This window comes from Lelliottia sp. F153, from assembly GCF_002870005.1.
GTDB lineage: Bacteria > Pseudomonadota > Gammaproteobacteria > Enterobacterales > Enterobacteriaceae > Enterobacter > Enterobacter nimipressuralis.
The window spans coordinates 219,773-246,097 of record NZ_PKFT01000004.1 but is presented as its reverse complement, the minus strand read 5'-3'; the positions used below and the strand labels follow the sequence as shown (position 1 = coordinate 246,097).

18 protein-coding genes are annotated in these 26,325 nt (G+C 58.7%); 7 read left to right on the top strand and 11 right to left on the bottom strand.

Annotation, left to right across the window (positions count from 1 at the left end):
* Positions 1-13: 13 nt before the first annotated feature.
* Genes F153LOC_RS13185 through F153LOC_RS13165 form a run of 5 tightly spaced genes read left to right on the top strand, consistent with a single transcriptional unit; the run spans position 14 to position 5,184 of the window.
* A complete protein-coding gene (locus F153LOC_RS13185) occupies positions 14-1,630 on the top strand; it encodes an ABC transporter substrate-binding protein (protein ID WP_102104108.1) in 1,617 nt (538 codons plus the stop codon).
* On the top strand, positions 1,627-2,664 hold the full coding sequence (locus tag F153LOC_RS13180) for an ABC transporter permease (protein WP_102104107.1): 1,038 nt from the start codon (positions 1,627-1,629) through the stop codon (positions 2,662-2,664). Before F153LOC_RS13185 ends, F153LOC_RS13180 begins: the two co-directional genes overlap by 4 nt.
* Positions 2,661-3,566 carry an ABC transporter permease gene (locus F153LOC_RS13175; protein ID WP_100779586.1) on the top strand — a complete coding sequence of 302 codons (906 nt, stop codon included), beginning with the start codon at positions 2,661-2,663 and terminating at the stop codon, positions 3,564-3,566. Before F153LOC_RS13180 ends, F153LOC_RS13175 begins: the two co-directional genes overlap by 4 nt.
* Entirely contained in the window at positions 3,538-4,401 is an 864-nt protein-coding gene (locus F153LOC_RS13170) for an ABC transporter ATP-binding protein (RefSeq protein ID WP_102104147.1), read from the top strand. Before F153LOC_RS13175 ends, F153LOC_RS13170 begins: the two co-directional genes overlap by 29 nt.
* Before the next feature lie 9 nt (positions 4,402-4,410).
* Entirely contained in the window at positions 4,411-5,184 is a 774-nt protein-coding gene (locus tag F153LOC_RS13165; RefSeq protein WP_102104106.1) for an ABC transporter ATP-binding protein, read from the top strand.
* A gap of 86 nt (positions 5,185-5,270) precedes the next feature.
* Here the strand turns inward: F153LOC_RS13165 and yegS are convergent, their stop codons facing one another.
* The 10 genes from yegS to yegD all read right to left on the bottom strand — a co-directional run bounded on the left by yegS (position 5,271) and on the right by yegD (position 20,963).
* Complete coding sequence (gene yegS, locus F153LOC_RS13160) at positions 5,271-6,170, bottom strand: lipid kinase YegS (protein WP_100779589.1); 900 nt, start codon at positions 6,168-6,170, stop codon at positions 5,271-5,273.
* Between the two features lie 251 nt (positions 6,171-6,421).
* Positions 6,422-7,783 carry a tRNA 5-hydroxyuridine modification protein YegQ gene (gene yegQ / locus F153LOC_RS13155; RefSeq protein WP_102104105.1) on the bottom strand — a complete coding sequence of 454 codons (1,362 nt, stop codon included), beginning with the start codon at positions 7,781-7,783 and terminating at the stop codon, positions 6,422-6,424.
* 153 nt (positions 7,784-7,936) lie between these two features.
* On the bottom strand, positions 7,937-8,269 hold the full coding sequence (locus F153LOC_RS13150; protein ID WP_100779591.1) for a YegP family protein: 333 nt from the start codon (positions 8,267-8,269) through the stop codon (positions 7,937-7,939).
* A 140-nt stretch (positions 8,270-8,409) separates the two neighbouring features.
* Positions 8,410-9,132: a two-component system response regulator BaeR gene (gene baeR / locus F153LOC_RS13145; protein ID WP_100779592.1), complete on the bottom strand. Its 723-nt coding sequence runs from the start codon at positions 9,130-9,132 to the stop codon at positions 8,410-8,412.
* Positions 9,129-10,532 carry a two-component system sensor histidine kinase BaeS gene (baeS, locus tag F153LOC_RS13140; protein ID WP_100779593.1) on the bottom strand — a complete coding sequence of 468 codons (1,404 nt, stop codon included), beginning with the start codon at positions 10,530-10,532 and terminating at the stop codon, positions 9,129-9,131. Before baeS ends, baeR begins: the two co-directional genes overlap by 4 nt.
* Entirely contained in the window at positions 10,529-11,944 is a 1,416-nt protein-coding gene (locus tag F153LOC_RS13135; protein ID WP_102104104.1) for an MFS transporter, read from the bottom strand. Before F153LOC_RS13135 ends, baeS begins: the two co-directional genes overlap by 4 nt.
* Positions 11,945-15,022, bottom strand: coding sequence for a multidrug efflux RND transporter permease subunit MdtC (gene mdtC / locus F153LOC_RS13130; protein ID WP_102104103.1), 3,078 nt, complete (start codon positions 15,020-15,022; stop codon positions 11,945-11,947).
* Complete coding sequence (locus F153LOC_RS13125; RefSeq protein ID WP_102104102.1) at positions 15,023-18,145, bottom strand: MdtB/MuxB family multidrug efflux RND transporter permease subunit; 3,123 nt, start codon at positions 18,143-18,145, stop codon at positions 15,023-15,025. It lies immediately after the preceding gene.
* Positions 18,145-19,392 (bottom strand): MdtA/MuxA family multidrug efflux RND transporter periplasmic adaptor subunit, encoded by a 1,248-nt coding sequence (locus tag F153LOC_RS13120; RefSeq protein ID WP_102104101.1) that lies wholly within the window; start codon positions 19,390-19,392, stop codon positions 18,145-18,147. The genes F153LOC_RS13125 and F153LOC_RS13120 overlap by 1 nt, the downstream gene beginning before the upstream one ends.
* A 218-nt stretch (positions 19,393-19,610) precedes the next feature.
* Positions 19,611-20,963: a molecular chaperone gene (yegD, locus tag F153LOC_RS13115; RefSeq protein WP_102104100.1), complete on the bottom strand. Its 1,353-nt coding sequence runs from the start codon at positions 20,961-20,963 to the stop codon at positions 19,611-19,613.
* A 132-nt stretch (positions 20,964-21,095) separates the two neighbouring features.
* Here yegD and alkA point away from each other — a divergent pair, with 132 nt between their 5' ends.
* The gene (gene alkA / locus F153LOC_RS13105) at positions 21,096-21,968 is read left to right on the top strand and encodes a DNA-3-methyladenine glycosylase 2 (RefSeq protein WP_102104099.1); all 873 of its coding nucleotides are present in this window, start codon (positions 21,096-21,098) and stop codon (positions 21,966-21,968) included.
* Here alkA and F153LOC_RS13100 read toward each other — a convergent pair.
* Positions 21,933-25,262: a diguanylate cyclase gene (locus F153LOC_RS13100; RefSeq protein ID WP_102104146.1), complete on the bottom strand. Its 3,330-nt coding sequence runs from the start codon at positions 25,260-25,262 to the stop codon at positions 21,933-21,935. The two genes, alkA and F153LOC_RS13100, sit on opposite strands and share 36 nt — an antisense overlap.
* A 342-nt stretch (positions 25,263-25,604) precedes the next feature.
* On the opposite strand from F153LOC_RS13100, the gene udk reads away from it, so the two are divergent.
* The gene (udk, locus tag F153LOC_RS13095) at positions 25,605-26,246 is read left to right on the top strand and encodes a uridine kinase (protein ID WP_100779601.1); all 642 of its coding nucleotides are present in this window, start codon (positions 25,605-25,607) and stop codon (positions 26,244-26,246) included.
* Positions 26,247-26,325: the final 79 nt, after the last annotated feature.

The window sequence follows — 26,325 nt, the reverse complement described above, 5'->3', positions numbered from 1 at the left end:
AGGCGATATATACATGAAACAAACTCCGCTGTGCAGAGCGTGTGTACTCGCGCTCTCGCTGATGATGGGGAGCGGTGCGGCGTACGCGAAAACGCCGCCCGACCAGCTCATCATCGGCATGAACATGAACAACCTGCTGACCCTCGACCCGGCGGCGATGACCGGCAACGAAGTGGTTGGCATCGTGGTGAATCTCTACGATTCGCTGGTGGAGCTGGATCCGAACGAACTCACCCACGTCAGGCCCGCGCTGGCGAAATCCTGGGATATTGCGCCAGACGGCAAAACCCTGACTTTCCATCTGCGCGATAACGTCAAATTCCACTCGGGCAATCCGCTCACGGCGCAGGATGTGGTGTGGTCGATGCGCCGTTTGCTGCACCTCAATCTGGCGCAGGCGTCCGTCTGGAAATCCTACGGCTTTTCGAAGAAAAACATCGACCAGCAAATCCGCGCGACCGACGACTACACCGTGCAGATCGTGCTGCCCAAGCCTAACGATCCGCAGCTGGTGATTTACTCTCTCGGGGCGCTCGGCAATCTGGGCGTGCTCGACAGCAAAACGGTGCAGTCCCATGAGGTAAATAACGACTGGGGTAACCGCTGGCTGACCACCAACGAGGCCGGTTCTGGCCCGTTTATGCTGGAAACCTGGCAGGCGAAAGATGTGCTGCGCATGCAGCGCAACCCGCACTACTGGCGCGATGAACCGAAAATGAATCGCGTCGTGCTGCGCCACTTCCAGGAGTCGCAAACCCTGCGCCTGATGATTGAGAAAGGCGATCTGGATATTGCCAGTAACATGGCGGTATCGGATATCAACGCCCTGCGCAAAGACCCTCAGCTTACGGTTGAAGCCGTGCAGAAGGGGACGGTCTATTACGTGGCGATGAGCATGAAAGAGGCGCACTTCGCCAACCCGAAAGTGCGCGAAGCGGTGCGCTATCTGATTGATTATCAGGGCATCAACAAAGCCCTGATGCCGGGCTACGGTGTGCTGCATCAGCGCCCAATCAAAGCCGGTATGCCGTCGACGCTCCCTGATCCGGGTTACCAGCTGGATATTTCGCGCGCCAAAAAGCTGCTGGCAGAGGCGGGTTATCCGGAAGGTTTCGACACCACCCTGCGCGTGCTGGCGGATCAGCCGTTCCTCAATATTGCCATCGCGGTGCAGTCGACGCTGATGCAGGCGGGGATCAACGCCAAAATCATCACCGGTACCGGCAATCAGATCTACGGCGCCATGCGCGAGCGTAAGTTCGACATGCTGGTCGGGCGCGGCGGGAGCGGCGTCGAACCGCACCCGCACTCCAGCCTGCGTGCGCTGGTCTATAACCCGGACAACAGCGATGAAGCGCGGCTCACCAACTTCCAGGGCTGGCGTACCAGTTTCTACGACAAGCCGCTGAACGAGATGATCGACAAAGCGCTGCTGGAGCGCGATCCGCAGAAGCAAGTGGCGGATTATCAGCAAATCCAGGTGCGCTACGACGAACTCATTCCGGCGATGGTCCCGCTGTCGCAGATGGTGGATTCCGTTGTCGTGCGTAATGAAGTGAAAAACTTCCAGTCGCACCCGTCGGCCACCACTTTCCTGCGTGAAGTCTACAAAACCGGAGGTGAAAAATGAGCGTCGCAATCCTCTCTCCCGGCTCCCGGACCCGCCGTTTCTCAAAGCGACTGACGCAGGTGCTGGTGACGCTTTTTGGCCTGCTGCTGCTGACGTTCTTTATCGGCCGCGTGATGCCGGTCGATCCGGTGCTGGCGATTGTCGGCCCGGATGCCGACCACAGCACCTATCAGCAGGTGTACCACCAGTTGGGCTTCGACCAGTCGTTGCTGACGCAGTTTGGCATCTATCTGAACAACCTGCTGCACGGCGATCTGGGTAACGCGCTGCTGACGGGTAAACCGGTCACAGACGATATTCTGCGCGTCTTCCCGGCAACGCTGGAGCTGGCGACGATGGCCATTATCGTCGGCGCGGGGTTAGGCATTCCGCTTGGCGTGCTGGCGGCGGCGCGTCGCAACAGTCTTTCCGATTACGTGGTGCGCATTATCAGCCTTGCGGGCTACTCCACGCCGATCTTTTGGGTCGGGATGATGGGGCTGCTGCTGTTCTACGCCTGGCTCGGCTGGGTGGGCGGCGCGGGACGGCTCGATTTAGGGCTGGACGGTATTGTGCCGCGTCGGACCGGGCTTATGACCATCGATGCGCTGCTGGCCGGAAACAGCGCTGTGCTCTGGAATGCGATCAACCACCTGGTCCTGCCCGCATCGTTACTGGGCTTCCATTCGCTGGCCTACATCAGCCGCATGACGCGCAGCTTTATGCTGGCGCAGCTATCCCAGGAGTTCATCATCACCGCACGGGTGAAAGGCTTAACCGAGCGTCAGGTGATCTGGAATCACGCGTTTCGCAATATCCTCGTTCAGCTGTTAACGGTCGTGGCGCTGGCCTACGGCTCGCTGCTGGAAGGGGCGGTGCTGATTGAAACCGTCTTCTCCTGGCCGGGCTTTGGTTCCTATCTCACCGGCAGCCTGCTGCTCGGCGACATGAATGCGGTGATGGGCTGTGTGCTGTTGGTCGGGCTGATCTTCGTGATGCTCAACTTGCTCTCCGACATGCTGTATCAACTCTTTGACCCGAGGACGAAATCATGACCGTTTCTCTGGATACGCCGCTGGGGGCGCGCAACAGCGAAAGTCGCCAGCGTATTAAACGCACCCTGAACCGGGCGGGCGGTTTTGTCGGCAAAATGGCGCGCAATCCGCTGACTGCCATCGGCGGCGGAATTGTTCTGCTGCTGCTGATCGTGGCCGCCTTTGCGCCGCTGATTGCGCCCTACAACCCGCTGGTGCAGGACCTCAACAATGCGCTGGTCGCGCCGAATGCGCAGCACTGGTTCGGCACCGACGAGTTTGGCCGCGATATTTTCAGCCGCCTTGTGTACGGCTCGCGTATCACGCTCTATATCGTGCTGCTGGTGTCGGTCACCGTCGGGCCGCTCGGTTTGCTGCTGGGCGTCACCGCCGGGTATTTCGGTGGCAAAGTGGATGCGGTGCTGATGCGGGTGACGGATATCTTTATCTCGTTCCCGAGCCTGGTGCTGGCGCTGGCGTTCGTGGCGGCGCTCGGTCCGGGGCTGGAGCACGTGGTGATTGCCATTACGCTCACCGCCTGGCCGCCGATAGCGCGCCTGGCGCGTGCGGAAACGCTCTCTCTGCGCCAGGCCGATTTTATCTCGGCGGTACGCCTGCAGGGCGCGTCCCCCGTCCGCGTGCTGTGGCGTCATATCGTGCCGCTGTGTCTGCCGTCGGTGATTATCCGTATCACCATGAACATGGCGGGGATCATCCTGACCGCTGCCGGTCTGGGTTTCCTCGGCCTGGGCGCGCAGCCGCCGGAGCCGGAGTGGGGCGCGATGATCTCCAGCGGGCGCACCTACATGATGGAGTGCTGGTGGGTAGTGACTATTCCGGGGCTGGCGATTCTGATCAACAGCCTGGCGTTCAATTTCTTAGGAGATGGCCTACGTGACATCCTCGATCCTCGCAGCGAATAACGCTCCACTGCTCGATGTGCGCGATCTGCACGTCGATTTTATCAACGGCGGCGCGGTGACCCATGCCGTGCGCGGCGTCTCCTTCCAGCTCGGACGCGAAAAGCTGGCGATTGTCGGCGAGTCCGGCTCCGGGAAATCCACCGTCGGGCGCGCGCTATTGCGCCTGCACCCGGCAAAAGCGCGGATCGGCGCAACCAGGATGCAGTTTGGCGATGTCGATCTGCGCAGCGTCAGCGAGGCGCAAATGCGCGGCATTCGCGGTAAGCGCATCTCAATGATCATGCAGGATCCAAAATACTCTCTCAATCCGGTCGTCTGCGTAGGCGATCAGATTGCCGAAGCCTGGCTGACGCATCATCCAGGGCGCAAAGCCGAGGCCAAAGCCAAAGTGCTGGAGATGCTCGACGTGGTGCGTATTCGCCAGCCGGAGCGGGTCTATCACCTCTATCCGCATGAAATTTCCGGCGGGCAGGGGCAACGCATCATGATCGCCATGATGCTGATCACCGATCCTGAGCTTGTGATCGCCGATGAACCGACCTCGGCACTGGACGTCTCTGTGCGTTTGCAGGTGCTGGGATTGCTGGACGATCTGGTGAAATCCCGCGGGCTGGGGCTGATTTTTATCAGCCACGATATCAACCTGGTGCGCAGTTTCTGCGACCGGGTGCTGGTGATGTACGCCGGTCGAGTGGTGGAATCCATCGCCGCCTGCGATCTGCACAAGGCGCAGCATCCTTATACCCAGGGGTTAATCAGTGCCCTGCCGGAACTTAACCACCGCCGTCCGGTGCTGCCGGTATTGCAGCGTCAGGCCAGCTGGCTTACGGAGTAAGGAGCAGAGATGATCGAGATTAACAACCTCAACCTGGCCTTTGGCGAGGGTGAAAAGCGCAATCAGGTGCTGAGCGATGTGAATATTCACGTCGGCGAAGGGGAAATTTACGGGCTGGTGGGGGAGTCGGGTTCCGGCAAAACCACGGTGCTGAAATGTCTGGCCGGGCTGTTCACCCACTGGGACGGCGAACTTGCCATCGACGGGAAACCGCTGGGGCGAAAGATTAACGCTGAGCGTTGCCGTCGCGTGCAGATGGTCTTTCAGGACCCGTACGGATCGCTGCATCCGCGTCATACAATCGGCGATATTCTGGAAGAGCCGCTGCAAATCCACGGTATTCAGGATCGCGACCGACGTATCCACGGTTTGCTGGATAAAGTGGGGCTGAACCGGGCGTTTCGCGATCGCTATCCGCATCAGCTCTCCGGTGGACAGCGTCAGCGCGTGGCCATCGCCAGAGCATTGATTCTGGAGCCGCAGGTGTTGCTGCTCGATGAACCGACGTCGGCGCTGGACGTGTCAGTGCAGGCGGAGATCCTGAATTTACTGGCGGAACTCCAGCGCGAATCGAATCTCACCTATTTAATGGTGACGCACGATCTGGGCGTGATTGCGCACCTGTGCCAGAAAGTGGCGGTGATGCAGTACGGCAAGATCCTGGAGACCCTGAGCGTGGATGAACTGGTCGCCGGAAACGCCAAAACCGACTATACGCGGATGCTGGTCAATGCCAGCCAGCAGTACAGCCGGGAGATGGCGCGCGAGGTGGCGGCGTATTGAGTGGCGTGGGTGCCGGGGGGAGCTGCACCTTTGCGGGCCTACGGGTGTGCAGGCTCGTGCAAGCGATGCGCCGCCAGGCAAAACGATCACCGCAGAAGCGCACAATCCGGCGGCAAACGGCACTCCAGCGCACCGGGAAGCAGGGAAATACGGAAATGCTCCCCGCTGAGCGGCTCGCCGTCGAGATTAAAGGTCATACCGTGTGGGGCGATAATTTCAAACCACGCGGACTGTCCGTCGAGCACGTTCGGGCTCTCTTCCGGACGGGTCAGTGTGGTGAACAGGGCAGGCAGCATACCGTCGCTGGTAAAGATACGCAGCTGTAACAGCCCATCGTTGATCAACGCGTCAGGACACAGCTGCTGTCCGCCGCCCGCCTGACGCCCGTTTCCGATACCGATCACCAGCGCATCGCCCTGCCAGTGGAAGTTTTCACCGTTAATTTCACAGCGATCGGGCTTGAGCATATCCATGCGCATCAGACCGTGAATCAGATACGACACGCCGCCAAGGGCGGCTTTCAGTTTTTCCGGCGTTTCGCTGGTAATGCGCGTACCAAATCCGCCCGTCGCCATATTGATAAAACAGGTTTTGTCGTTCACCTGGGCAATATCCACTGCTGCCGGTTTCCCGACAATAGCCAGCTGGAGCGCCTTGTCCAGCGTCTCCGGAATGCCTGCGCTGGTGGCGAAATCATTGGCGGTACCGAGTGGTAAAATGCCCATCACCGGGCGCTGAGCACTATCGTGTTCAATCAGCGCCGTCGCGACTTCGTTAATGGTGCCATCGCCGCCCCCGGCGATCACCGTCGCCACCCCGAGCCGACAGGCTTCGTCGATATACCGCGCGGCATCGCCTTTTTCCCAGGTCACGCGAACGTGAATGTTCGCGCCAGTATCACGCAGGTCGGCAATCGCCTGGCGCAGAAGGTCGTTGCCTGCGCTTTTGCCGTTGAGGATCAATAAACTATCCGGATATGTCGCCATTCAGCGTTGCTCCCTTTTTTAGCACTAACAAGAGTGTATCCCAGCGAGGGAAAAAGCGGGTAAGAACAGGATGAAAGGGCAAAAAATAAGCCTGCGTAAGGGAGATTACGCAGGCTAAGGAGGTGGTTCCTGGTACAGCTAGCATTTATGGGTTATGTTTTTCAGCGCAGGGGATAATACCCGTATTGAACGAAGCGGTATGTGATCCGATTCTAAGAATTATCCCATGCTGAAAAAATCCCGACAGTTGACTATTTACTGTGCGGATTACGGGTGCTTTCGCCAGCAAAATTGCGCATCAGCAGCGCGTATTCCAGCTCCACCTCTTCCGGTACCGGCAGCCACACGGTGTGACCATCCCCAGGGGCGACGGTGATTGCTTCGCCTTTGCCGTTTTCCAGATGCTCCAGCGTGAAGTTGATATTGCCCTGCGGGGTCATCAGCTCCAGGCTGTCGCCTTTGGTGAATTTGTTCTTCACTGCCACTGCCGCCAGCGGGCCTTTGCGCGCGCCGGTAAAGTCGCCGACAAACTGCTGGCGCTCGGAGATGGAGTAGCCGTGCTCGTAGTTCTGATAATCGTCATGAGTATGACGACGCAGGAAGCCTTCGGTGTAGCCGCGATGGGCCAGGCCTTCAAGGGTTTCCAGCAGGCTGGTATCAAACGGTTTTCCCGCTGCGGCGTCGTCGATGGCTTTACGGTACACCTGTGCGGTACGGGCGCAGTAGTAGTAAGACTTGGTGCGGCCTTCGATTTTCAGCGAGTGCACGCCCATCTGCGTCAGACGCTCGACGTGCGCAACCGCGCGCAGGTCTTTGGAGTTCATGATATAGGTGCCGTGTTCGTCTTCAAACGCCGTCATGTATTCGCCCGGACGTTTAGCCTCTTCAATCATAAACACGCTGTCGGTTGGTGCGCCCACGCCCAGCGTCGGCTCCACGGTTTTCACTGGAATCGGTTCATGCTTGTGCACGATGTTGCCCACATCATCTTCTTTCCCTTCCTGGACGTTATATTCCCAGCGGCAGGCGTTGGTGCAGGTTCCCTGGTTCGGGTCGCGCTTGTTGATGTAGCCGGAGAGCAGGCAACGGCCAGAGTAGGCCATGCACAGGGCGCCGTGAACGAAGATTTCGAGTTCCATTTCCGGCACCTGAGTGCGGATCTCTTCGATCTCTTCAAGAGAGAGCTCGCGCGACAGAATCACACGCGTCAGGCCCATCTGTTTCCAGAATTTGACCGTCGCCCAGTTGACGGCGTTGGCCTGCACGGAAAGATGGATATCCATCTCCGGGAAATTCTCACGCACCAGCATGATTAAACCGGGATCGGACATAATCAGCGCATCAGGACCCATTTCCACAACCGGCTTCAGATCGCGAATAAACGTTTTCAGCTTGGCGTTGTGCGGCGCGATGTTCACAACCACGTAGAATTTTTTGCCCAGGGCATGCGCTTCGTTGATGCCGAGCTGCAAATTCTCGTGGTTGAACTCGTTATTACGCACGCGCAGAGAGTAACGCGGCTGGCCCGCATACACCGCATCGGCACCGTAAGCGAAAGCGTAACGCATATTCTGCAGCGTTCCCGCCGGGGAAAGGAGTTCTGGTTTAAACATGTTTGTTCTCGTTCTGATGACAGGTCAGATCCGCGTGCACCTGGTGCAGCGGTAAGGGGAGATCCCCTACTTTAAGGGCGGGCATTGTAGCGCTGCGGGGGAGGGAGGTAAAGCGCCGGTTGGCTGCAAAGCCTGCCCGGCGGGTCTGGCGGGTCAGGTTAAATCTTTCACCGTCTGGCTGGTGCCATTATTTTTCACCGAGGCGATACCACTTTCCCGCGTCTGCTCGGAAGCATAAAGCTGGCTTGAACCAATCACCTGGTGGTTTGCCGCCTTCAGGTTGAAGTGATATTTCCCGTTGGTCGCCGTTTTTTTCTCATAGCGCTCGTCGTGCGGGCTATTGGTACGCACGGAGGCAATGCCGTTTTCTGCTGCGGATTTGGTGGTGTACAGCTCACTGGTGAGGATAATTTCTCCGTTTCCTGCTTTCAGAACAAACCTGAACTGCCCGTCACTGCTTTTGCTTAGTTCGAACCAACCAGCCATAAAACACTCCTTGAGGAAAGTTAACGAGAAACAGGCGACAGCTAAACGCACCGACAAGAAGAGTATGGATGATAATGTGAGACTTTCTAGTGAAGAAAAACCCGCCAACAGGCGGGTCAGATTTGATGGGGGAAATTCTTTTACGCTATCCGACAGGCATCCGCCTCCCAGCGATACCCCACGCCGTACACCGCGCGGATAAACGACTGATCGGCGTCGAGCGCCTCCAGTTTACGGCGCAGGTTCTTGATATGGCTGTCGATGGTGCGGTCCGTCACCACGCGGTAATCGTCATAGAGATGATTCAGCAGCTGTTCGCGGGAGAACACTTTCCCCGGCTCGTGAGAGAGGGTTTTCAGCAGGCGGAATTCCGCCGGTGTCAGGTCCAGCAGTTTGCTGCGCCAGCTGGCCTGGAAGCGGCTCTCATCGACAATCAGCGGGCTTTCGGCGTCGAGCACCTGAAGTTCGCGCTGTGGACGGCAGCGGCGCAGAATCGTTTTCACGCGGGCGACCACTTCACGCGGGCTGTAGGGTTTACAGATGTAATCATCAGCGCCGATTTCCAGCCCCAGCAGGCGATCGATCTCTTCGATTTTCGCCGTCACCATCACAATCGGCACGTCGGAAAAACGGCGGATTTCCCGGCACAGCGTCAGGCCGTCGGTGCCGGGAAGCATGAGATCCAGCAGGATCAGATGCGGCGGCGTCTGGCGCACATAGGGCAGCACCTGATCGCCGTGATTAATCAGCGTGGGGGCATAGCTTGCCGCGCGTAAATAGTCGATCAATAACTGCCCAAGCTTAGGCTCGTCCTCCACGATCAGAATGCGCGGCGTGTTTTCGTCAATGGGTAACTCAGTCATACTTCTCTCGATAAATCGCGTTCCAGCGGTAACTCTACTGTAATGCTAACCCCGCCAAAAGGCGAATGGGCGGCGCGGATAGTGCCGCCGTGCGCCTCGACGATGTTAACGCAAATCGCCAGCCCCAGACCCGAACCGCCGCTGGCACGATTGCGGGAGCCTTCGGTGCGGTAAAAGCGCTCGAACAGTTTCTCCAGCTGCGCGTCCTGCACTCCCGGCGCGGAATCGGCAAAGGTAAGGGCGAAGCGCCCGTCTTCGACGCGGCCAGAAATGCGCAGTGCGCCGCCGCCGTCCGTATAGCGCAGGCTGTTTTCCAGCAGGTTATTAAACAGCTGCATCAGACGGTCCGGATCGCCGAAGACCACGGCGCTATCCGGCAGGGAGAGTTCAATTTTCAGATTCCGGCTGGCGAAGCGTTCGCGGAACGCGCCGCTAACCACTTCCAGAATATTGATCACATCGACAGGCGCTTTTTGATAGGCCAGCGCGCCCTCATCGGACATGGAAAGCTGATGCAGATCGTCCACCAGCTTGGTCAGGGTGCCCACTTCTGCCTGCAACGAGGTGACGGACTCAGGCGTAAACTGACGCACGCCGTCCTGAATGGCTTCCAGTTCACCGCGCAGCACCGCCAGCGGCGTGCGCAGCTCGTGGGAAATATCAGCCATAAAATCGCGGCGCATCTGCTGGTTTTTCTCAAGCGTACTGGCGAGCTGGTTGAAGTCCTGCGCCAGTTTGCCCAGTTCGTCCTGGCTACGGGTATCCACGCGGGTGGTAAAGTCTCCTGCCGCCAGCTTGTGCGTGCCTTCCACCAGCCGTTTGACGGGTGCCAGCAGGCCGCGCGCCAGCGGGAACGTCGCCAGTGCCGCAAGCAGGGTGGAGAGGGCGACAATCAGCCAGCTGGTCTGGCGTTGCTGGCGATCAAAGTTGATATCCGTGTTGCGCGTCAGCCGTTCGACCGGAGAGGCGATCACCCAGCCGACAGTGGCACCGTTAAACATAATGGCCCGCCGGGTACCGTCAGGTGGAACCGGCGCGCGAGGCCCGACCAGCACGTATTTATCCTGGTCGATCACCCAGAACTGCGTGCGCCAGCCGTGTGGCGGCATACCCGGTCCCGGACGATCGTCGTCGTTATCGTGCTCAAGCGATTTGAGGATCTGGAACACAAAGCGGTCGTTATTACGCAGGAAGCGCCAGTTGCCGTGCAGGGCATACTGATCGGCCAGCGCGTCGCTCAAGCCCTGCAGTCGCTGTTCGTTTCCGCGCTTAATGTAGTCGATAAAACCCCGTTCGAAGCTGACCCGCACGGCCCAGTGCATGGTGATAAGCAGCACGATACAGGTGGCGAAAATCGCCAGAAACAGTTTTCCAGTAATGCCGGGGCGCCAGAATTTCATGACTCACTCCTTTTACGTCGGCTGATGACGACGTTCTTGCTGGTATCATCCGGGACCCGGGCGAAAATTAAGGCGGGCAGGGCGATAATCACTGCCATGCTGAGATAGGTGTAAAGGAAGACCTGATGCGCGCCAGCGGTATCAGCGCCCAGATGATGCTGACCGTACATGCCGAGCAGCAGGCCCGCGACGGTCACCCCCACGCTCATGGAGAGCTGCATGATCATCGACAGCAAACTGTTGCCGCTGCTCGCCAGTTCGTCGGGCAGATCCTTCAGCGTCAGGGTGTTCATCGACGAGAAACGCGTGGAGTTAATCACCCCCTGGAAGAACAGCACCAGCGGCAGAGCGTAATACCAGCCCATCAGCGCCACGGCCATAAACAGCAGGCTAATCAGCGCCAGTCCCAGCGTTGCGGCGACCAGCACCCGGCGATAGCCAAAGCGGTTCACCACCTGCACCACAATGCGTTTCATGCCCATGCTGCCAAGCACCATCGGGATCATCATCAAACCGGCGTGGAACGGCGAAAAGCCCAGTCCGATCTGCAGGAACACCGGCGTCATAAACGGCAACATGCCGCTGCCAAGACGCCCGGCGAAGCTGCCGAGCAGCCCGAGGCGGAAGGTGTGATTGCGAAACAGCGACAGGCTGAACAGCGCCTGGTCGTTATCCCTGGCGTGCCACAGATACCACAGCACCGACAGAACGCCGATAGTCACCAGCAGCGCCAGCGTCAGGGTGGAAATCCCCAGCCCTTTTTGCCCGTCCAGCGCCAGGGTCAGCGTCGCCATGCCCGCTGCCAGCAGCACAAAACCGAAGAGATCAAAGCGCCGCGTCTGCATTTTGTAGTTCGGCATCAGCCACAGCGTGGCGATTGCGCCGACAACCCCGACCGGAAGATTAATCAGGAAAATCCAGTGCCAGGAGGCGTACTCCACCAGAATCCCGCCGAGGGCAGGGCCGAGCAATGGCCCGACCTGGCCGGGCAGCGTCACGAAGGTCATCGCCGCCATATACTGCTCGCGTGGCACGATTTTCATCACCGTCAGTCTGCCGACGGGCACCATCATCGCTCCGCCGACGCCCTGCAACACGCGCGCCATCACCAGCTCGTTCAGCGTGTCGGCCTGCGCGCAAAACAGCGAACCGAGGGTGAACAGAATAATGGCGGTGAAGAAGATATTGCGCACCCCAACTTTGTCCGCCAGCCAGCCGCTGGCGGGCAGCATCACCGCCACCGTCAGCACATAGGAGACGATGACCATGTGCATATGCAGCGGACTCTCCCCCAGGCTTTTCGCCATCGAGGGGAGGGCGGTGTTAACAATGGTGGTATCCAGCGACTGCATAAAGAAGCCGAAGGCGACAATCCACAGTTGCCAGCGAACATTGTTGGGCAGATCAGTCATTTACTCGCTTACCGTTTCTCTGTTTTTACGTGAAAAACGCACCCGCAGGCGGTCGAAGAACAGATACACCACCGGTGTTGTATAAAGTGTCAACAGCTGGCTCATCACCAGCCCGCCGACAATAGTGATCCCCAGCGGCTGGCGCAGTTCAGAGCCATCACCGCCGGAAATCACCAGCGGCAGTGCGCCAAACAGCGCCGCCAGCGTGGTCATCATAATCGGGCGGAAGCGCAGCAGGCAGGCCTGGAAAATGGCGTCCTGCGGCGACATATTGCCGTTGCGCTGCGCGTCGAGGGCGAAATCGACCATCATGATCGCGTTTTTCTTCACTATGCCTATTAATAGCATGATCCCGATAAGCGCAATGAGGCTAAAGGGCGCGCCAAATAACTCCAGCGCCAGCAGCGCGCCGACGCCCGCTGACGGCAGAGTGGAGAGGATCGTCAGCGGATGGACGTAGCTTTCGTACAGAATGCCGAGCACGATATAGACCGTCGCAATCGCCGCCAGAATCAAAATCACCTGTGAGTTCATCGTCTCCTGAAACACCTGCGCGGTGCCTGCAAAGCTGCCGCGCACGGTCGACGGCACGCCAAGCTGGGTCATGACGCGGTTGATCGCATCGCTGGCCTCAGATAGCGACGAGCCGGTTGGCAGGTTAAATGATACCGTTGACGCTGCCGACAGCCCCTGATGGTTTACCGACAGCGGCGCGTTGGCGGGCTGCCAGCTGGCGAAGTAGGAGAGGGGGATCGATTTACCGTCGTTGTTGATAACGTACATCTTATCCAGCGCGCTGATGTCCTGGGTGTAGCGCGGATCGACTTCCATCACCACTTTGTACTGGTTCATCGGCTGGTAGATAGTGGAAATCTGGCGCTGACCAAAGGCGTTGTTGAGCAAACTGTTGGCCGCTTCAACGTTAATGCCGAGCCGCGCCATGGTTTCACGGTCATAGGTCAGGTTCATCTCCGCGCCGTTATCCTGCTGGTCCGAGTTCACATCAGCCAGCTCTGGCAGGGCCGCCAGCGCTTTGCGGATTTTCGGCTCCCACTCGCGCAGGGCGGCCAGATCGTCTGACAAAAGGGTGTACTGATAGCTGGCGTTAGCCTGACGCCCACCGACGCGGATATCCTGAACGGCCATCAAAAACAGATTCGCGCCCGGCTCTTTGGCGAGCTTCACGCGCAGGCGGTCGATCACCTGCTGCGCCGTTTCGTTGCGCTCGCCGCGTGCTTTCAGGGTGATAAACATCATCCCGCTGTTAACGCGCGAACCGCCGGTAAAGCCCGTCACGTTATCAACAGCAGGATCTTCCCGGATGATCTTCATGAAATCCTGCAGCTTCACACGCATCGCCTGGAATGAAATGCTCTGGTCCGCCTGAATCCCGCCCATCAGCACGCCTGTGTCCTGCTCGGGGAAAAAGGTTTTCGGAATGCTGATGTACATCCAGACGTTAAGCGCGATGGTGCCCACCAGCACAAAACCGACGATTCGCGTATGGTTCAGCACCCATTTCAGTGACTTGCCGTAACCCTCCTGCATCGCCACCAGCAGGCGGCCAACGCCTTTTTTACGCGGCTGGGAATGGGGCTTGCTGCGCTTAAGCATCCAGCCGCACATCATCGGCGTCAGGGTCAGGGAGATCACCAGCGAAATACCAATGGCGACAGAAAGCGTGACGGCGAACTCGCGCAATAACCGCCCCGGCAGTCCGCCCATCAGCAGCAGCGGCAGAAATACCGCCACCAGCGACAGGCTCATGGAGAGCACCGTAAAGCCCACTTCGCGCGTCCCCTGAAGCGCGGCCTGCAACGGTTTCATCCCCGCTTCCAGATGGCGCGAAATATTTTCCAGCACCACGATGGCGTCATCGACCACGAATCCGGTGGCGATAGTCAGGGCCATCAGCGACAGGTTGTTAAGACTAAATCCGCACAGGTACATGGCGGCGAAAGTGCCAATCAGCGATACGGGCACCGCCACGGCAGGGATCAGCGTCGCGCGACCGGAGCGCAGGAACAGGAACACCACCAGGATAACCAGCCCGACGGAGATAATCAGCGTCTGCTCGACCTCTTCCAGCGAGGCGCGAATAGTCGGGGAGCGATCCTGGGCGATTTGAAGATCGATCGCCGCCGGAATCGTCTCCTGCAGTTCCGGCAGGCGCTCGCGAATGCTGTTCACCGTCTGGATGATATTGGCTTCCGGCAGTTTGCGGATCATCAGCAAAATTGCCGGTTTGGCGTTCGTCATCCCGGCGTTACGCACGTCCTGCACCGAGTCGGTGACACTGGCCACATCGCTTAAACGCACCGCCGCGCCGTTGTTGTAGTGAATAATCAGCGGCTGATATTCCGCCGCGGTTTTTAGCTCGTCGTTGGTCTGGATCTGCCAGCGATGGCTGCTGTCCTCAATCGCCCCCTGCGGCCTGCGCACGTTGGCATTGCTGATGGCGCTGCGCACATCATCCAGCGAGACCCCCTGGTTAAACAGCGCTTCCGGGTTCAGGCCCACGCGCACCGCGGGCAGGGAGCTACCGCCGACATCAACGTCACCGACGCCGTCGATCTGGGCGATGGTCTGCGCCAGCTGCGTTGAGGCGAAATCGTACAGTTCGCCCTGAGAGTAGGTGTCTGATGTCAGCGTCAGAATCATGATCGGCGCATCGGACGGGTTGGCTTTGCGATAGGTCGGCCGGCTCGGCATGCCGCTGGGCAGCAGGCTTTGCGCGGCGTTGATGGCGGCCTGCACGTCGCGGGCGGCGCCATTGATATCGCGATCAAAGTTGAATTCCAGAATGATTCGCGTGCTGCCGAGGGAACTGCTGGAGGTCATTTCACTGACGCCCGCAATGCGCCCGAGAGAGCGCTCAAGCGGCGTGGCCACCGACGAGGCCATCGTTTCTGGCGACGCGCCGGGCAGGGAGGCGCTGATCATGATCACCGGGAAATCCACCTGCGGCAGCGGGGCCACCGGCAGCAGCCGGAAGCCGAGCACGCCGCACAGAGTGATGGCGAGGGAGATCAAAATCGTTGCCACCGGGCGGTAAATGAAGAGGGCGAAAAACTTCACTTACGCCTCCTCTTCACGTTTCGGGAAGCGCGCTTTGAGCCTCAGCGCCAGGCTGTCAAACAGCAGGTAAATCACCGGCGTGGTGAACAGCGTCAGCACCTGGCTTACCAGCAAACCGCCGACCATACCGATCCCCAGCGGACGGCGCAATTCCGCACCGACGCCGGTACTGAGCATCAGCGGCAGTGCGCCGAGCAGGGCGGCCATGGTGGTCATCAGGATCGGGCGAAAACGCAGCAGGCAGGCCTGGAAAATGGCCTCGCGCGGGGCCATGCCCTGTTCGCGCTCGGCGGCAAGGGCGAAGTCGATCATCATGATGGCGTTTTTCTTGACGATGCCGATCAGCAAAATAATGCCGATAATCGCAATCACATCCAGCTCACTGCCCGACAGCATCAGCGCCAGCAGCGCGCCCACGCCCGCCGTGGGCAGGGTGGAGAGGATCGTGACAGGATGGATAAAGCTCTCATACAGCACGCCGAGCACGATATACATCGCCACCACCGCCGCAACGATAAGCCAGATGGTGTTCCCGAGTGCGGCCTGGAACGCCAGAGTGCTACCCTGGAACTGGGTCTGGATATCCGTCGGGAAGCTGAGGGTTTTCTCGGCGTTGAGAATGGACTCCACCGCTTCCCCGAGGGAGTAATTGTCCGGCACGTTAAACGAAATGGTGGTGGACGGGAACTGGTCGAGATGGTTGATGGAGAGCGGCGTAAAGCGCTGCTCGACGGTGGCAATTGCGCTCAGCGGCACCATCCCGCCGTCTTTGCTGGTCAGGCGAATCGAATCCAGCGCCGCAAGGCCCGGCGTCTGTTCAGTGTTGTGCTCCAGCACCACGCGATACTGGTTGGCCTGGGTGTAAATCGTGGAGATCAGGCGCTGGCCGAAGGCGTTGTACAGCGCGTTATCCACATCGGCCATGGAAATGCCCAGACGGCTGGCGGTGTCACGGTTAACGTTGACGTAGGCCGCCAGCCCCTGATCCTGCCAGTCGCTGCTCACGTCCGACAGCTGCGGCAGTTCCTGGAGCTTACTGACCAGTTGTGGAACCCAGGTGCTAAGCGCCTCCAGGCTGGTGGCCTGCAGGGTGAACTGGTACTGGGTGCGGCTGACGGTGGTATCGATGGTCAAATCCTGAGTCGGCTGGAGATACAGCTCGACGCCTGGCACTCTTGCCACCGCAGTTTGCAGCCGTTCGATCACGGTATTCACGCGATCGTCGCGGTCGTCCAGCGGTTTGAGATTGATCTGCAGGCGAGCGCTGTTCAGCGACGGATTGGTGCCGTCCACGCCGACAAACGACGTCAGGCTCTCGACCGCCGGATCTTTCATGATCACCTCGGACACCTGCTGCTGGCGCTGGGCCATGCTGGCGAAGGAGACGGACTGCGGTGCCTGCAGCGTACCCTGGATAATGCCGTTATCCTGAATCGGGAAGAAGCCTTTCGGAATCATCACCCACAGCAGCACGCTCAGGGCCAGCGTTCCCAGCGCGACGCTCAACGTCGCCCACGGGTGATTGAGCACTTTGGTCAGCATTCGGCCATAGGCCGCAATCACGCGTTCAAACAGGCGCTCGGAGGCGCGAGAAAAACGGTTTTGCTTGCGCAGGGATTCCGCGCTCAGCATGCGGGCGCACATCATCGGCGTCAGCGTCAGAGAGACCACGGCGGAGATGAGAATCGCCACCGCCAGGGTAACGGCAAATTCGCGGAACAGACGGCCAACAATATCGCCCATAAACAGCAGCGGGATCAGCACCGCAATCAGCGAGAAGGTGAGTGAGATAATGGTAAAGCCGATCTCGCCTGCGCCTTTTAGCGCTGCGGCCAGCGGCTTCTCGCCTTTTTCGATATAGCGCGAAATGTTCTCGATGACCACGATTGCATCATCGACCACGAACCCGGTGGCGATGGTGAGCGCCATCAGGGTGAGATTGTTGATGGAGAAATCGAGGAACACCATCACCGCAAAGGTCCCGACCAGCGACAGCGGAACGGCGACGGCAGGGATAATGGTCGCCGGAACATTACGCAGGAAGACGTAAATAATCATCACCACCAGCGCAATCGCCAGCATCAGCTCGAACTGGGTGTCGCTGACGGAGGCGCGGATATTGGTGGTGCGATCCGACAGGACCTTGACGCTCACCGATTTCGGCAGGCTTTCGATCAGCTGCGGCAACATGGTGCGAATGCTGTCGGCGGTGTCGATAATGTTCGCGCCCGGCTGGCGCTGGACGTTCATCACAATCGCCTGCTGTTTGTTGGCCCATGCGCCGAGCCAGCTGTTTTCTGCGCCTTGCTCTACGGTGGCCACATCGCCGAGGCGAATGGGGGCGCCGTTCTGGTAAGCCACAATCAACTGACGATACTCGTCGGCGGACTGCATCTGGTCGTTAGCCGAGAGCGTGACGGCGCGCGTTGGGCCGTCCAGCGAGCCTTTTGCCGAGTTGACGTTGGCGCTGCTGATGGCGGTGCGGATGGTTTCGCTGGTCAATCCGAGGGCGGCAATCGCCTGGGCGTTCAGTTTCACGCGCACGGCCGGACGCTGACCACCGGAGAGCGTCACCAGCCCGACGCCGGAGACCTGAGAGATTTTCTGTGCCACGCGCGTTTCCACCATATCTTCCACCTGTGTCATCGGCATGGCGGAGGAGGTGACGGCGAGGGTCATGATCGGTGGATCCGCCGGATTGACCTTGCTGTAAACCGGTGGATTGGGCAGGTCGGAGGGCAGCAGATTGGTGGCTGCGTTAATCGCCGCCTGCACTTCCTGCTCGGCCACGTCGAGGGGCAGGGTGAGCTGGAACTGCAGCGTCACCACCGACGCGCCGCCGGAGCTTTGCGATGACATCTGTTTCAGGCCCGACATCTGCCCAAACTGGCGCTCCAGCGGGGCAGTGATCGCCGACGTCACCACATCCGGGCTGGCGCCAGGATAGAGGGTGACGACCTGAATCGTTGGGTAATCCACTTCGGGCAGGGCCGACACGGGCAGGAAGCGATAGCCGATAATCCCTGCCAGCAGGATCGCCACCATCAGCAGCGTGGTGGCGACGGGGCGTAAAATGAACAGGCGTGATGGCCCACCTGTGGAGCTGGGTGGCAATACCTGCATCAGGACGCCGCTCCCTGTTTCACGTGTTCACGTTTAGCCGGTTTTTCGCTGGTGGCCGTATCCGTGTGTGCTTCAACGACTTCGACTTTGGCCCCTTCGGTCAGACGGTCGATCCCGTCCGTTACCACACGATCGCCTGCGGAAAGGCCCGCACTGATGACGACGGTCTGGCTGTCCTGAATGCCCGGTTTCACCAGATGTTTGCTGACTTTATTGTCACTGTTCAGTACCCAAACAAAGTTGCCTTCGTTGCCCATCTGCAGCGCCGCCGTTGGGATCACCACCGCATTCTCTTCGGTAGCGACCAGCATCCGTGCGTTGACGAACTGGTTCGGGAACAGGGCGTCATCCTGATTGGTAAAGCGGGCTTTAAGCTTGATGGTGCCGGTGGTGGTATCGATCTGGTTATCCAGGCTCAGCAGCTGGCCGTCGCTCAGCTTGGCTTTGTTCGCGCGATCCCAGGCTTCTACCGCCAGGGTCTGGCCGTTTTTTTGCGCCTGAACGACGGTAGCGATTTCGCTTTCCGGCAGGGTGAAGACGAGATCAATCGGATGCGTTTGGGTGAGCACCACGATGCCGGTGGTGTCGCCGCTGGAAATCTGGTTGCCGATATCGACCTGTTTCAGGCCGACGCGTCCGTCAATCGGCGCGGTAATGCGGCTCCAGTCGAGCTGCAATTGTGCGCTGGCGACGGCGGCTTCATCCGCTTTAATGGTGCCCTGGGCTTCGCTCACCAGCGACTGCTGCGTGTCCAGCTCCTGACGGGAAACGAGATTGGTTTTCACCAGTTGCTGATAACGCGCCAGATCGCGCTGGGCGTTGGCAAGCGTTGCTTTATCTTTGGCGAGCTGGCCTTGCGCCTGTGCGAGGGCCACTTTGAACTGGCTTGGATCGATTTCGGCCAACAGATCGCCAGCTTTGACCTGTTGGCCTTCCTGGAAGTGGATCGCCATCAGTTGTCCATCGACGCGGCTGCGCACAGTCACTGTGTTTGCGGCGGTAACCGTCCCAAGACCGGTGAGATAACGAGGAACCGATTTGCTGACGGCGGTCGCGGCCTGTACCGGAGCAAGCGCGCCACCGCGCATGCCGTGGCGTCCACCGCCCGCAGGGCGTTGTGTCTGGCCGTTAGCGCCTGCCGGAGCGGCACTCTGCGCCGATTGATTGTGCCAGTACCACGCGGCGGCAAGGGCCACCACAATGACACCGGCGGCGATTGCCCAGCGGAATTTTTTGCTGCCTTTCATCGTTATACGTTCTCTTCCTGAAACACTTCGGGGAATGATACTAGTTTAGTCAGGCAACGCAGTGGAATAATGGAGGAAATATGAAAGACTGTCTGGATTTGTCTGAGAGATAAAAGCAAAACGGCAACCTGAGCTGCCGTTTTGAGGATTTCTCGCTCTCACCGGGCACCGGGAGAGCGCGGGGGGAGAGCATCAGGCCACACAGATCCCGACAAATATCAGCTGAACATCACCTTCGCCCAGCGTGCCAGCCCGGCGGTGACGGAGCCAAAATCATCGCCACCGGCAATCGGAATGCCCGGCAACTGTTCTGCCAGCGCTTTCTTGATCAGCGGTGAACGTGCGCTACCGCCCGTCAGGTAGATCACATCCGGCTTCTCGTTACCGTTTTCCAGTGCCAGCTGGACCTGCTCCAGAATGCGCTGCAGCGGCTGCGACAGCGCCGTCTCAAGCCCATGCTGAGAAATGGCGGTCGCCAGTTCGTCGCTGATAAACGGCAGCGTGACGGCGTGCTCGGTCGCATCGGAGAGGGCAATTTTGCTCTCTTCCGCACTGCGCACCACACGGTAGCTCAGACGTTGACGCCAGACTTTATGCAGCAGGGCCACTTTGTCGCCATCCTGGGCGTCACGCACCAGGTCGTTCAGGAAGCGTCCGTTAGCGGTGCTGTAGAAATCGCTCTGCGCCGGAACGTCGTTAATCGCGACGGCATTCCACCATGGCAGAATCGGCAGGGCGGTCCCTTTTTCCGTTTGCCCGCCCATGCCGAGCAGCGGCATCAGGCTTTTAAATGCCAGGGCGATATCCAGATCGTTACCGCCTACGCGGCAACCGCTGTGCCCTAACAGGCTGTTTTCCCGGTCGCGGCGCTGTTGCCATTGAGGCCCCATCAGCAGCAGGGAGCAGTCGGTAGTCCCCCCACCGATATCCACCACCAGCACACGTTTCTCTTCGCGCAGCGTCGCTTCAAAATCCAGACCCGCAGCGACCGGCTCATACTGGAACACAACGTCGCGGAAACCGGCGCGATGGGCCGCGCGCTCAAGAATACCCTGCGCCTGCTGGTTGGCTTCATCGCCGCCCAGCCCCTGGAAGTTAATCGGGCGGCCAATGACGGCCTGGGTGATCGCGTCTGACACCTGCGTCTGCGCCTGGTTGCGAATGTGCAGCATCATCGCGCACACCAGATCTTCAAACAGGGCTACCTGCTGCGGCTTAAGCCCGCTGGCACCGAGGAAGGATTTGGGGGATTTAACGAAGTAAACTTCTTCCGGATCTTCAATGTACTGCGCCAGAGAGGACAAGCCAAACTGTACGCTGGACGGCGTGACGTCGATATCTTCGTCGCGGTTGAAATTCACGGCACGACGCAGCAATGCCTGCGTCTCTGTGGCAGTCGCCGGAACCTGATGGTGGCGATACAGCCATTCGCTCACGGCTTCGCGCGTCGGCGCGCACAGCATCGACGGCAGCAGCGAGCTCTCTTTTTCCATTTTCAGCAGACGTGGCGTGTTGTCATCCATCACCGCCACAGAGCAGTTTGCCGTACCGTAGTCAAAACCAATAAACACTGACGTAATCCCCATGCCGTTGAGAAGGGGCGAGACTTTAGCGAAATGTCTCGCTCACGACAACAGGAATATGAAAGCAAGGCACGCCGCGTAAGGTCGGGTTATGCTGTGAAGACAACAAAAGGAGCGATGATGTACACCCTGAACTGGCAACCCCCCTACGACTGGCAATGGATGTTTGGCTTTCTTGGCGCGCGTGCGGTCGCGGGCGTGGAGACCGTGACCGATACCTATTACGAGCGCAGTTTCACCTGCGACGGCCATCAGGGGCTGTTTCGGGTCACGCCATCGCTGGCGGATTGCACCCTGCAGGTCACGCTCAGCGAAGGGCTGGTGCCGGTCGCGCAGAACTGCCTGGCGCGTATCGAACGCCTGTTCGATCTCTCCTGCAATCCGCAGCACATCGCTGCCACGCTGGGTGAGCTGGGCGCAGCACGTCCAGGATTACGCCTGCCGGGGGCGATGGATGCGTACGAACAAGGTGTGCGGGCGATTCTCGGGCAGCTGGTGAGTGTGTCGATGGCGGCGAAACTCGCGGCGCGCGTGGTCGCGCTCTGCGGCGAACCGCTGAAGGGATTCCCGGATTACACCTGCTTTCCGACCCCGGCGGCACTGGCTGCTGCCGATCCGCTGGCGCTCAAGGCGCTGGGGATGCCGGTGAAACGCGCGGAGTCGCTGATTGACCTTGCGCAGTCGGTCGTTGACGGCACTTTTCCGCTCCAGCCGCCGGAAGATATTGAGAGCGGAATGAAGGCGCTTCAGGCGCGGCCCGGGATCGGGCGCTGGACGGCTAACTACTTAGCCCTGCGGGGCTGGCAGGCGAAAGATGTGTTCTTGCCGGATGATTATCTGATCAAACAGCGCTTCGCCGGCATGACGCCGGCGCAGATCCGCAAGTATGCGCTGCGCTGGCAGCCGTGGCGGTCTTATGCGCTGCTCCATATCTGGTATACGGAAAACTGGGCACCCTCAGTTGATAGCGAAATAACTGGTGTTCAGCAGTAGTTCCAGCGGCTGCGGTTCGGCAATGGAATCGCCATAGATGAAGTCGATGCCAATGCCGGACAGGGTATCCATCATCAGCGGCTGATTGCTCGGCCCGGCAATGGTTTTCATCCCCAGTCGCTGGGCGTGGCCCTGGATAATGGTCACCATCATTTCGTCCATCAGATTGCCGTGGACGTTAGTCACCAGCTCCGGGTCCAGCAGCAGGTAATCCGCCATGTGGGCGCTGAGGTGGTTAAATATGTCCATATCGCGCCCGACCTGGCTCAGAATAATGCGGCAACCGGCCTGACGCAGTTTTTGCAGCCCGTCCTGAATCGTCGCATCCTGGTTTTGCAGGGTTTCGACCGGGATCACAAGATGCAGCAGACGCCCCGGTAGTGGGCTTTTCTCCAGCAAATCGAGCAGTTCATTTACCAGCGTTGAGCTGGACATCCCTTCCGGTGAGAGCGGCAGCGCCACACCCATCCCTTTATTGGCTACCTGAACGGCAAAGGCGCGGAAAAATTCCTGGAAAATACGGCGGTCGAGGGCATGCAGCAGATCCGGCTCTGCCAGCCCCGAGCGGAACGCGTGTTCTTCGAGCACTTCGCCCTGACTGGTCCACAGCCGCAGGGAGACCAGCCAGAAGTTGCTGCTCTCCGGAATGCGCGGCGACGCGACGCTGCGGCCAATCATCAGCAGATGGTTGTCTTTGATCATGTGCCATTGCTCATCCAGCGACATCATGCTGCGCGCGCTGTGAATTCTCTCCTGCTGCGGTTCGTATACCGTCACTACGCCGCGACCGTTGTTTTTCGAGGCGTAACAGGCGATATCGGCCTGGGACATGACTTCTGCGGCCAGGCTGTTGGTGTCGTCAATCAGCGTGATCCCGGCGCTGGCGCCGATGCGGTGCAGGCGACCTTCCCACATGAAGTGGTAATCGTTGATGGCATGAATAATTCGGCCCGCGATATAGCGTGCGCTCTCGACGTTACAGTCCGGCAGCAGCAGGCCAAATTCATCGCCGCCCAGTCGCGCCAGCACGTCGCTTGAGCGCAACATACTCAGCATCAGAGACGACAGTTCGCGCAGCAGGGCGTCACCCGCCGCGTGGCCTGCGGTGTCGTTCACCGCTTTGAAGCGGTCGAGATCGATAAAGACCAGAGCGTGGCGCTGATGGGTGTCATGCACGGTTTGCAGCAGACGCTTGAGATGGCTTTCAAAGCTGACGCGGTTCGCCAGGTGGGTGAGGGCGTCGTGAGAGGCGCTGTAGCTTAGCTGACGCAGCATTTTGCGCGACTCGGTGACGTCCTGAATGACCAGCACCGAGCCGATATTCTGCCCGTCGAGGGTGCTCAGCGGCGTGATGCTGTAGTGAATATCGAAGCTGCCGCTATTGCGGCTGTGCAGGACCACATCCTGATTAATATCAGAACGTGACATATCGCCGCTGTGAATATTTTCCATCGGCGGGCCGTTTTCGCCGAAGGTAATGTGCAGCACGTTGAGGATGGGCTGTCCCATCGCTTCCTGCTGCGTCCAGCCGCTCATTTTCTCCGCGACTGGGTTCATAAAGGTGACGTGCATATCGATATCGGTACACAGCACCGCCTCGCCGATAGAATCGAGGGTGATATGCAAGCGCTCTTTTTCCTGGAACAGGGCTTCGTTAAGTTCTTTAACTTCGGTCATGTCCATATTGATGCCGAGCAGGCGTTCGACTTCGCCCTGCTTGTTGAGCACCCGATTCGCCAGCGAGCGGATATGTCGCACCCCCTCTTTAACGCGTATGCGGAATTCGAGCTTAAACGGCACGCGCGCCATCAGGGCATCGCGGATCACCTGTTCGGCATGCTCGCGATCCTCCGGAAGCATGCTCTCGTGCCACAGCTGCCAGGTCGGTTTGATATGCGACGGGATCTCGTACATCTCGAACATACGTTTGTCCCAGCTGATCACATCCGGCTGTAAATCCCACTCCCAGATACCGATGCCGCCCGCTTCGTTCGCGAGCGTAATACGCTCCATCAGGCGCTTGTTGACCCACTCCGTGTGCTTGAGGTCGTTGATGTCTTCGATTTGCGCGATGAAATAGAGCGGGGAGCCGTCCGTATGACGCACCACGGAGACGGTCAGCAGCGCCCAGACCACCTCGCCGTTGCGGGTGTAGTAGCGCTTTTCCATCGAATAGCTGTTGATGTCGCCACGTACCAAATCTTCCAGGCTTTTCAGGTCGGAATTTAAATCTTCCGGCCAGGTCAACTGCTGGAAAGTCAGGGCCTGCAGCTCAGGCTGCGAGTAGCCAAGGAACTGGCACAGCGCCTTGTTTGCCTGCAGCCACTGCCCTTCAATGCCCACCAGCGCCATCCCGATGGCGGAATACTCCATCGCATTACGAAAGCGTTCTTCACTCTCGGTGATGTGCTTGCGCTCGGCGCGAAAGGCGTACATCACCATGGTCATCACGTTCGCCGGCAGGAGCATCATCAGGAAAGGCAGCCACGGGGCGTTGAGCATCACGTCGGTACTCTGGGGCGTGAGCAGCGCCGGTTTGGTCGCAATCATCAGCGACACCATCATCACCGTCACCAGAAAGACGAGGAACGCCTCCATGCGCGGCAGACGCACCGCGCTCCACATCAGTAACACAATTACGCAGGTAAACGGCCAGGGCAGGAAAGTGATCGACACCCAGCACAGCACCAGCGTGACCGCCATGGTGAGCAGGGTTTCCAGCAGCAGTTTCGGGTTACGGTGGCGCAGTAAATAGTGCGGTTTAAACAGCAGACCGAGTGGGACCAACGCCAGCGCGCCGATAGATTCTGAAAGCACCCACACAAAAAAGTTACGCAGCGGCTCGGCGCTGGGGACCAGCAGCCAGGCCAGAACACCGCCCAACAGCGGCGGCACCACGGCGCTGCCTATCGCCAGACGAATCCAGTCGCTAAGATTTTTGAGCGGGTTATACCAGGGCAATAATTTACGCAGCAGCAGCGCGCCGACGCACGCTTCGATCACGTTGATGGCCGTGTACCAGAAACTGAGGGTTTCCCAGGAAAACAGCATCCACGAGGCAAGAATGTTACCAAACGAACAGGCGAGGGCGATTCCCGGCCACATCTTTCCGGCGTGGCGGTAGAAGGCGACCATCATGATCGATGTCGGGAACCATAACGGTGCCAGTAAAGTACCGAAACGCGTCAGCTCGAGCGAGAAAAGGGTGAAGATGAAGGTCACCAGACCAAGACTGACAAGCCGTAGTAAAGGATGTGGGGTAGTCACCAAAACATGCTGGTATTGTTTATTCATTACCGCTTTATCCAGAGACGCCATGCTGCCAGGAACAAGGTCCGCACGAATGAGAATTTTAATTTGGATTATGCTAGTACAAACAATTTACAATTCATATGCCGACTGCTCATAATTTGTCATCATAGAGTTATTAAATACTTAGTCAGCAGAAATTTCAGGTTTAACGCGTTAAAAATGACCGTTAAAATTTCGGTCAGGGCGAAAAGAGGGATTTGGAATGACTCTCGCATTACCTGCCCTTTCCACTAGTATCAGGCACGCGAAATCCCTATAATTGCCGCGTTTGACGCTCAGGCGTCGTCCTTCCTTTACATCCAGGTTAATCAGGTCGCTAAATTTATGACTGATAAGTCTCATCAGTGCGTCATCATAGGCATCGCCGGCGCATCAGCTTCAGGTAAAAGTCTTATTGCCAGTACGCTTTATCGCGAACTGCGCGAACAAGTTGGTGATGAGCACATCGGCGTCATTCCCGAAGACAGCTACTATAAAGATCAATCCCATCTGTCGATGGAAGAACGCGTAAAAACGAATTACGACCATCCTAATGCCATGGATCACAGCCTGCTGTTCCAGCATTTGCAAATGATCAAAAGCGGCACGCCTATCGATCTGCCGGTCTATAGCTATGTCGACCACACGCGTACGCAAGAAACGATTCACATTGAACCGAAAAAGGTCATCATTCTGGAAGGCATCCTGCTGCTGACCGATGCGCGCTTGCGTGAAGCGATGAACTTCTCGATTTTCGTCGACACGCCGCTGGACATCTGTCTGATGCGTCGTATCAAGCGCGACGTGAACGAGCGTGGTCGTTCGATGGACTCCGTGATGGCGCAGTATCAGAAAACCGTACGTCCGATGTTCCTGCAGTTTATTGAACCGTCCAAACAGTACGCTGATATCATCGTGCCGCGCGGGGGTAAAAACCGCATTGCTATCGATATCCTGAAAGCGAAAATTAGCCAGTTTTTTGAATAATACGCCCGAATTGTGTACCGTTCAGAGATAACCGGGTTTGCCCTGAAGCCAGTGCGGTTTCAGGGTTTGATGCACGAAA

What these genes read in the sequence shown, in the direction of transcription:
- F153LOC_RS13185 (WP_102104108.1), top strand. Translation starts at nt 14, where the DNA reads ATGAAACAAACTCCGCTGTGCAGAGCGTGTGTACTCGCGCTCTCGCTG.
- F153LOC_RS13180 (WP_102104107.1), top strand. Translation starts at nt 1,627, where the DNA reads ATGAGCGTCGCAATCCTCTCTCCCGGCTCCCGGACCCGCCGTTTCTCA.
- F153LOC_RS13175 (WP_100779586.1), top strand. Translation starts at nt 2,661, where the DNA reads ATGACCGTTTCTCTGGATACGCCGCTGGGGGCGCGCAACAGCGAAAGT.
- F153LOC_RS13165 (WP_102104106.1), top strand. Translation starts at nt 4,411, where the DNA reads ATGATCGAGATTAACAACCTCAACCTGGCCTTTGGCGAGGGTGAAAAG.
- yegS (WP_100779589.1), bottom strand. Translation starts at nt 6,170, where the DNA reads ATGGCGACATATCCGGATAGTTTATTGATCCTCAACGGCAAAAGCGCA.
- yegQ (WP_102104105.1), bottom strand. Translation starts at nt 7,783, where the DNA reads ATGTTTAAACCAGAACTCCTTTCCCCGGCGGGAACGCTGCAGAATATG.
- F153LOC_RS13150 (WP_100779591.1), bottom strand. Translation starts at nt 8,269, where the DNA reads ATGGCTGGTTGGTTCGAACTAAGCAAAAGCAGTGACGGGCAGTTCAGG.
- baeR (WP_100779592.1), bottom strand. Translation starts at nt 9,132, where the DNA reads ATGACTGAGTTACCCATTGACGAAAACACGCCGCGCATTCTGATCGTG.
- baeS (WP_100779593.1), bottom strand. Translation starts at nt 10,532, where the DNA reads ATGAAATTCTGGCGCCCCGGCATTACTGGAAAACTGTTTCTGGCGATT.
- F153LOC_RS13135 (WP_102104104.1), bottom strand. Translation starts at nt 11,944, where the DNA reads ATGACTGATCTGCCCAACAATGTTCGCTGGCAACTGTGGATTGTCGCC.
- F153LOC_RS13125 (WP_102104102.1), bottom strand. Translation starts at nt 18,145, where the DNA reads ATGCAGGTATTGCCACCCAGCTCCACAGGTGGGCCATCACGCCTGTTC.
- F153LOC_RS13120 (WP_102104101.1), bottom strand. Translation starts at nt 19,392, where the DNA reads ATGAAAGGCAGCAAAAAATTCCGCTGGGCAATCGCCGCCGGTGTCATT.
- alkA (WP_102104099.1), top strand. Translation starts at nt 21,096, where the DNA reads ATGTACACCCTGAACTGGCAACCCCCCTACGACTGGCAATGGATGTTT.
- F153LOC_RS13100 (WP_102104146.1), bottom strand. Translation starts at nt 25,262, where the DNA reads ATGAATAAACAATACCAGCATGTTTTGGTGACTACCCCACATCCTTTA.
- udk (WP_100779601.1), top strand. Translation starts at nt 25,605, where the DNA reads ATGACTGATAAGTCTCATCAGTGCGTCATCATAGGCATCGCCGGCGCA.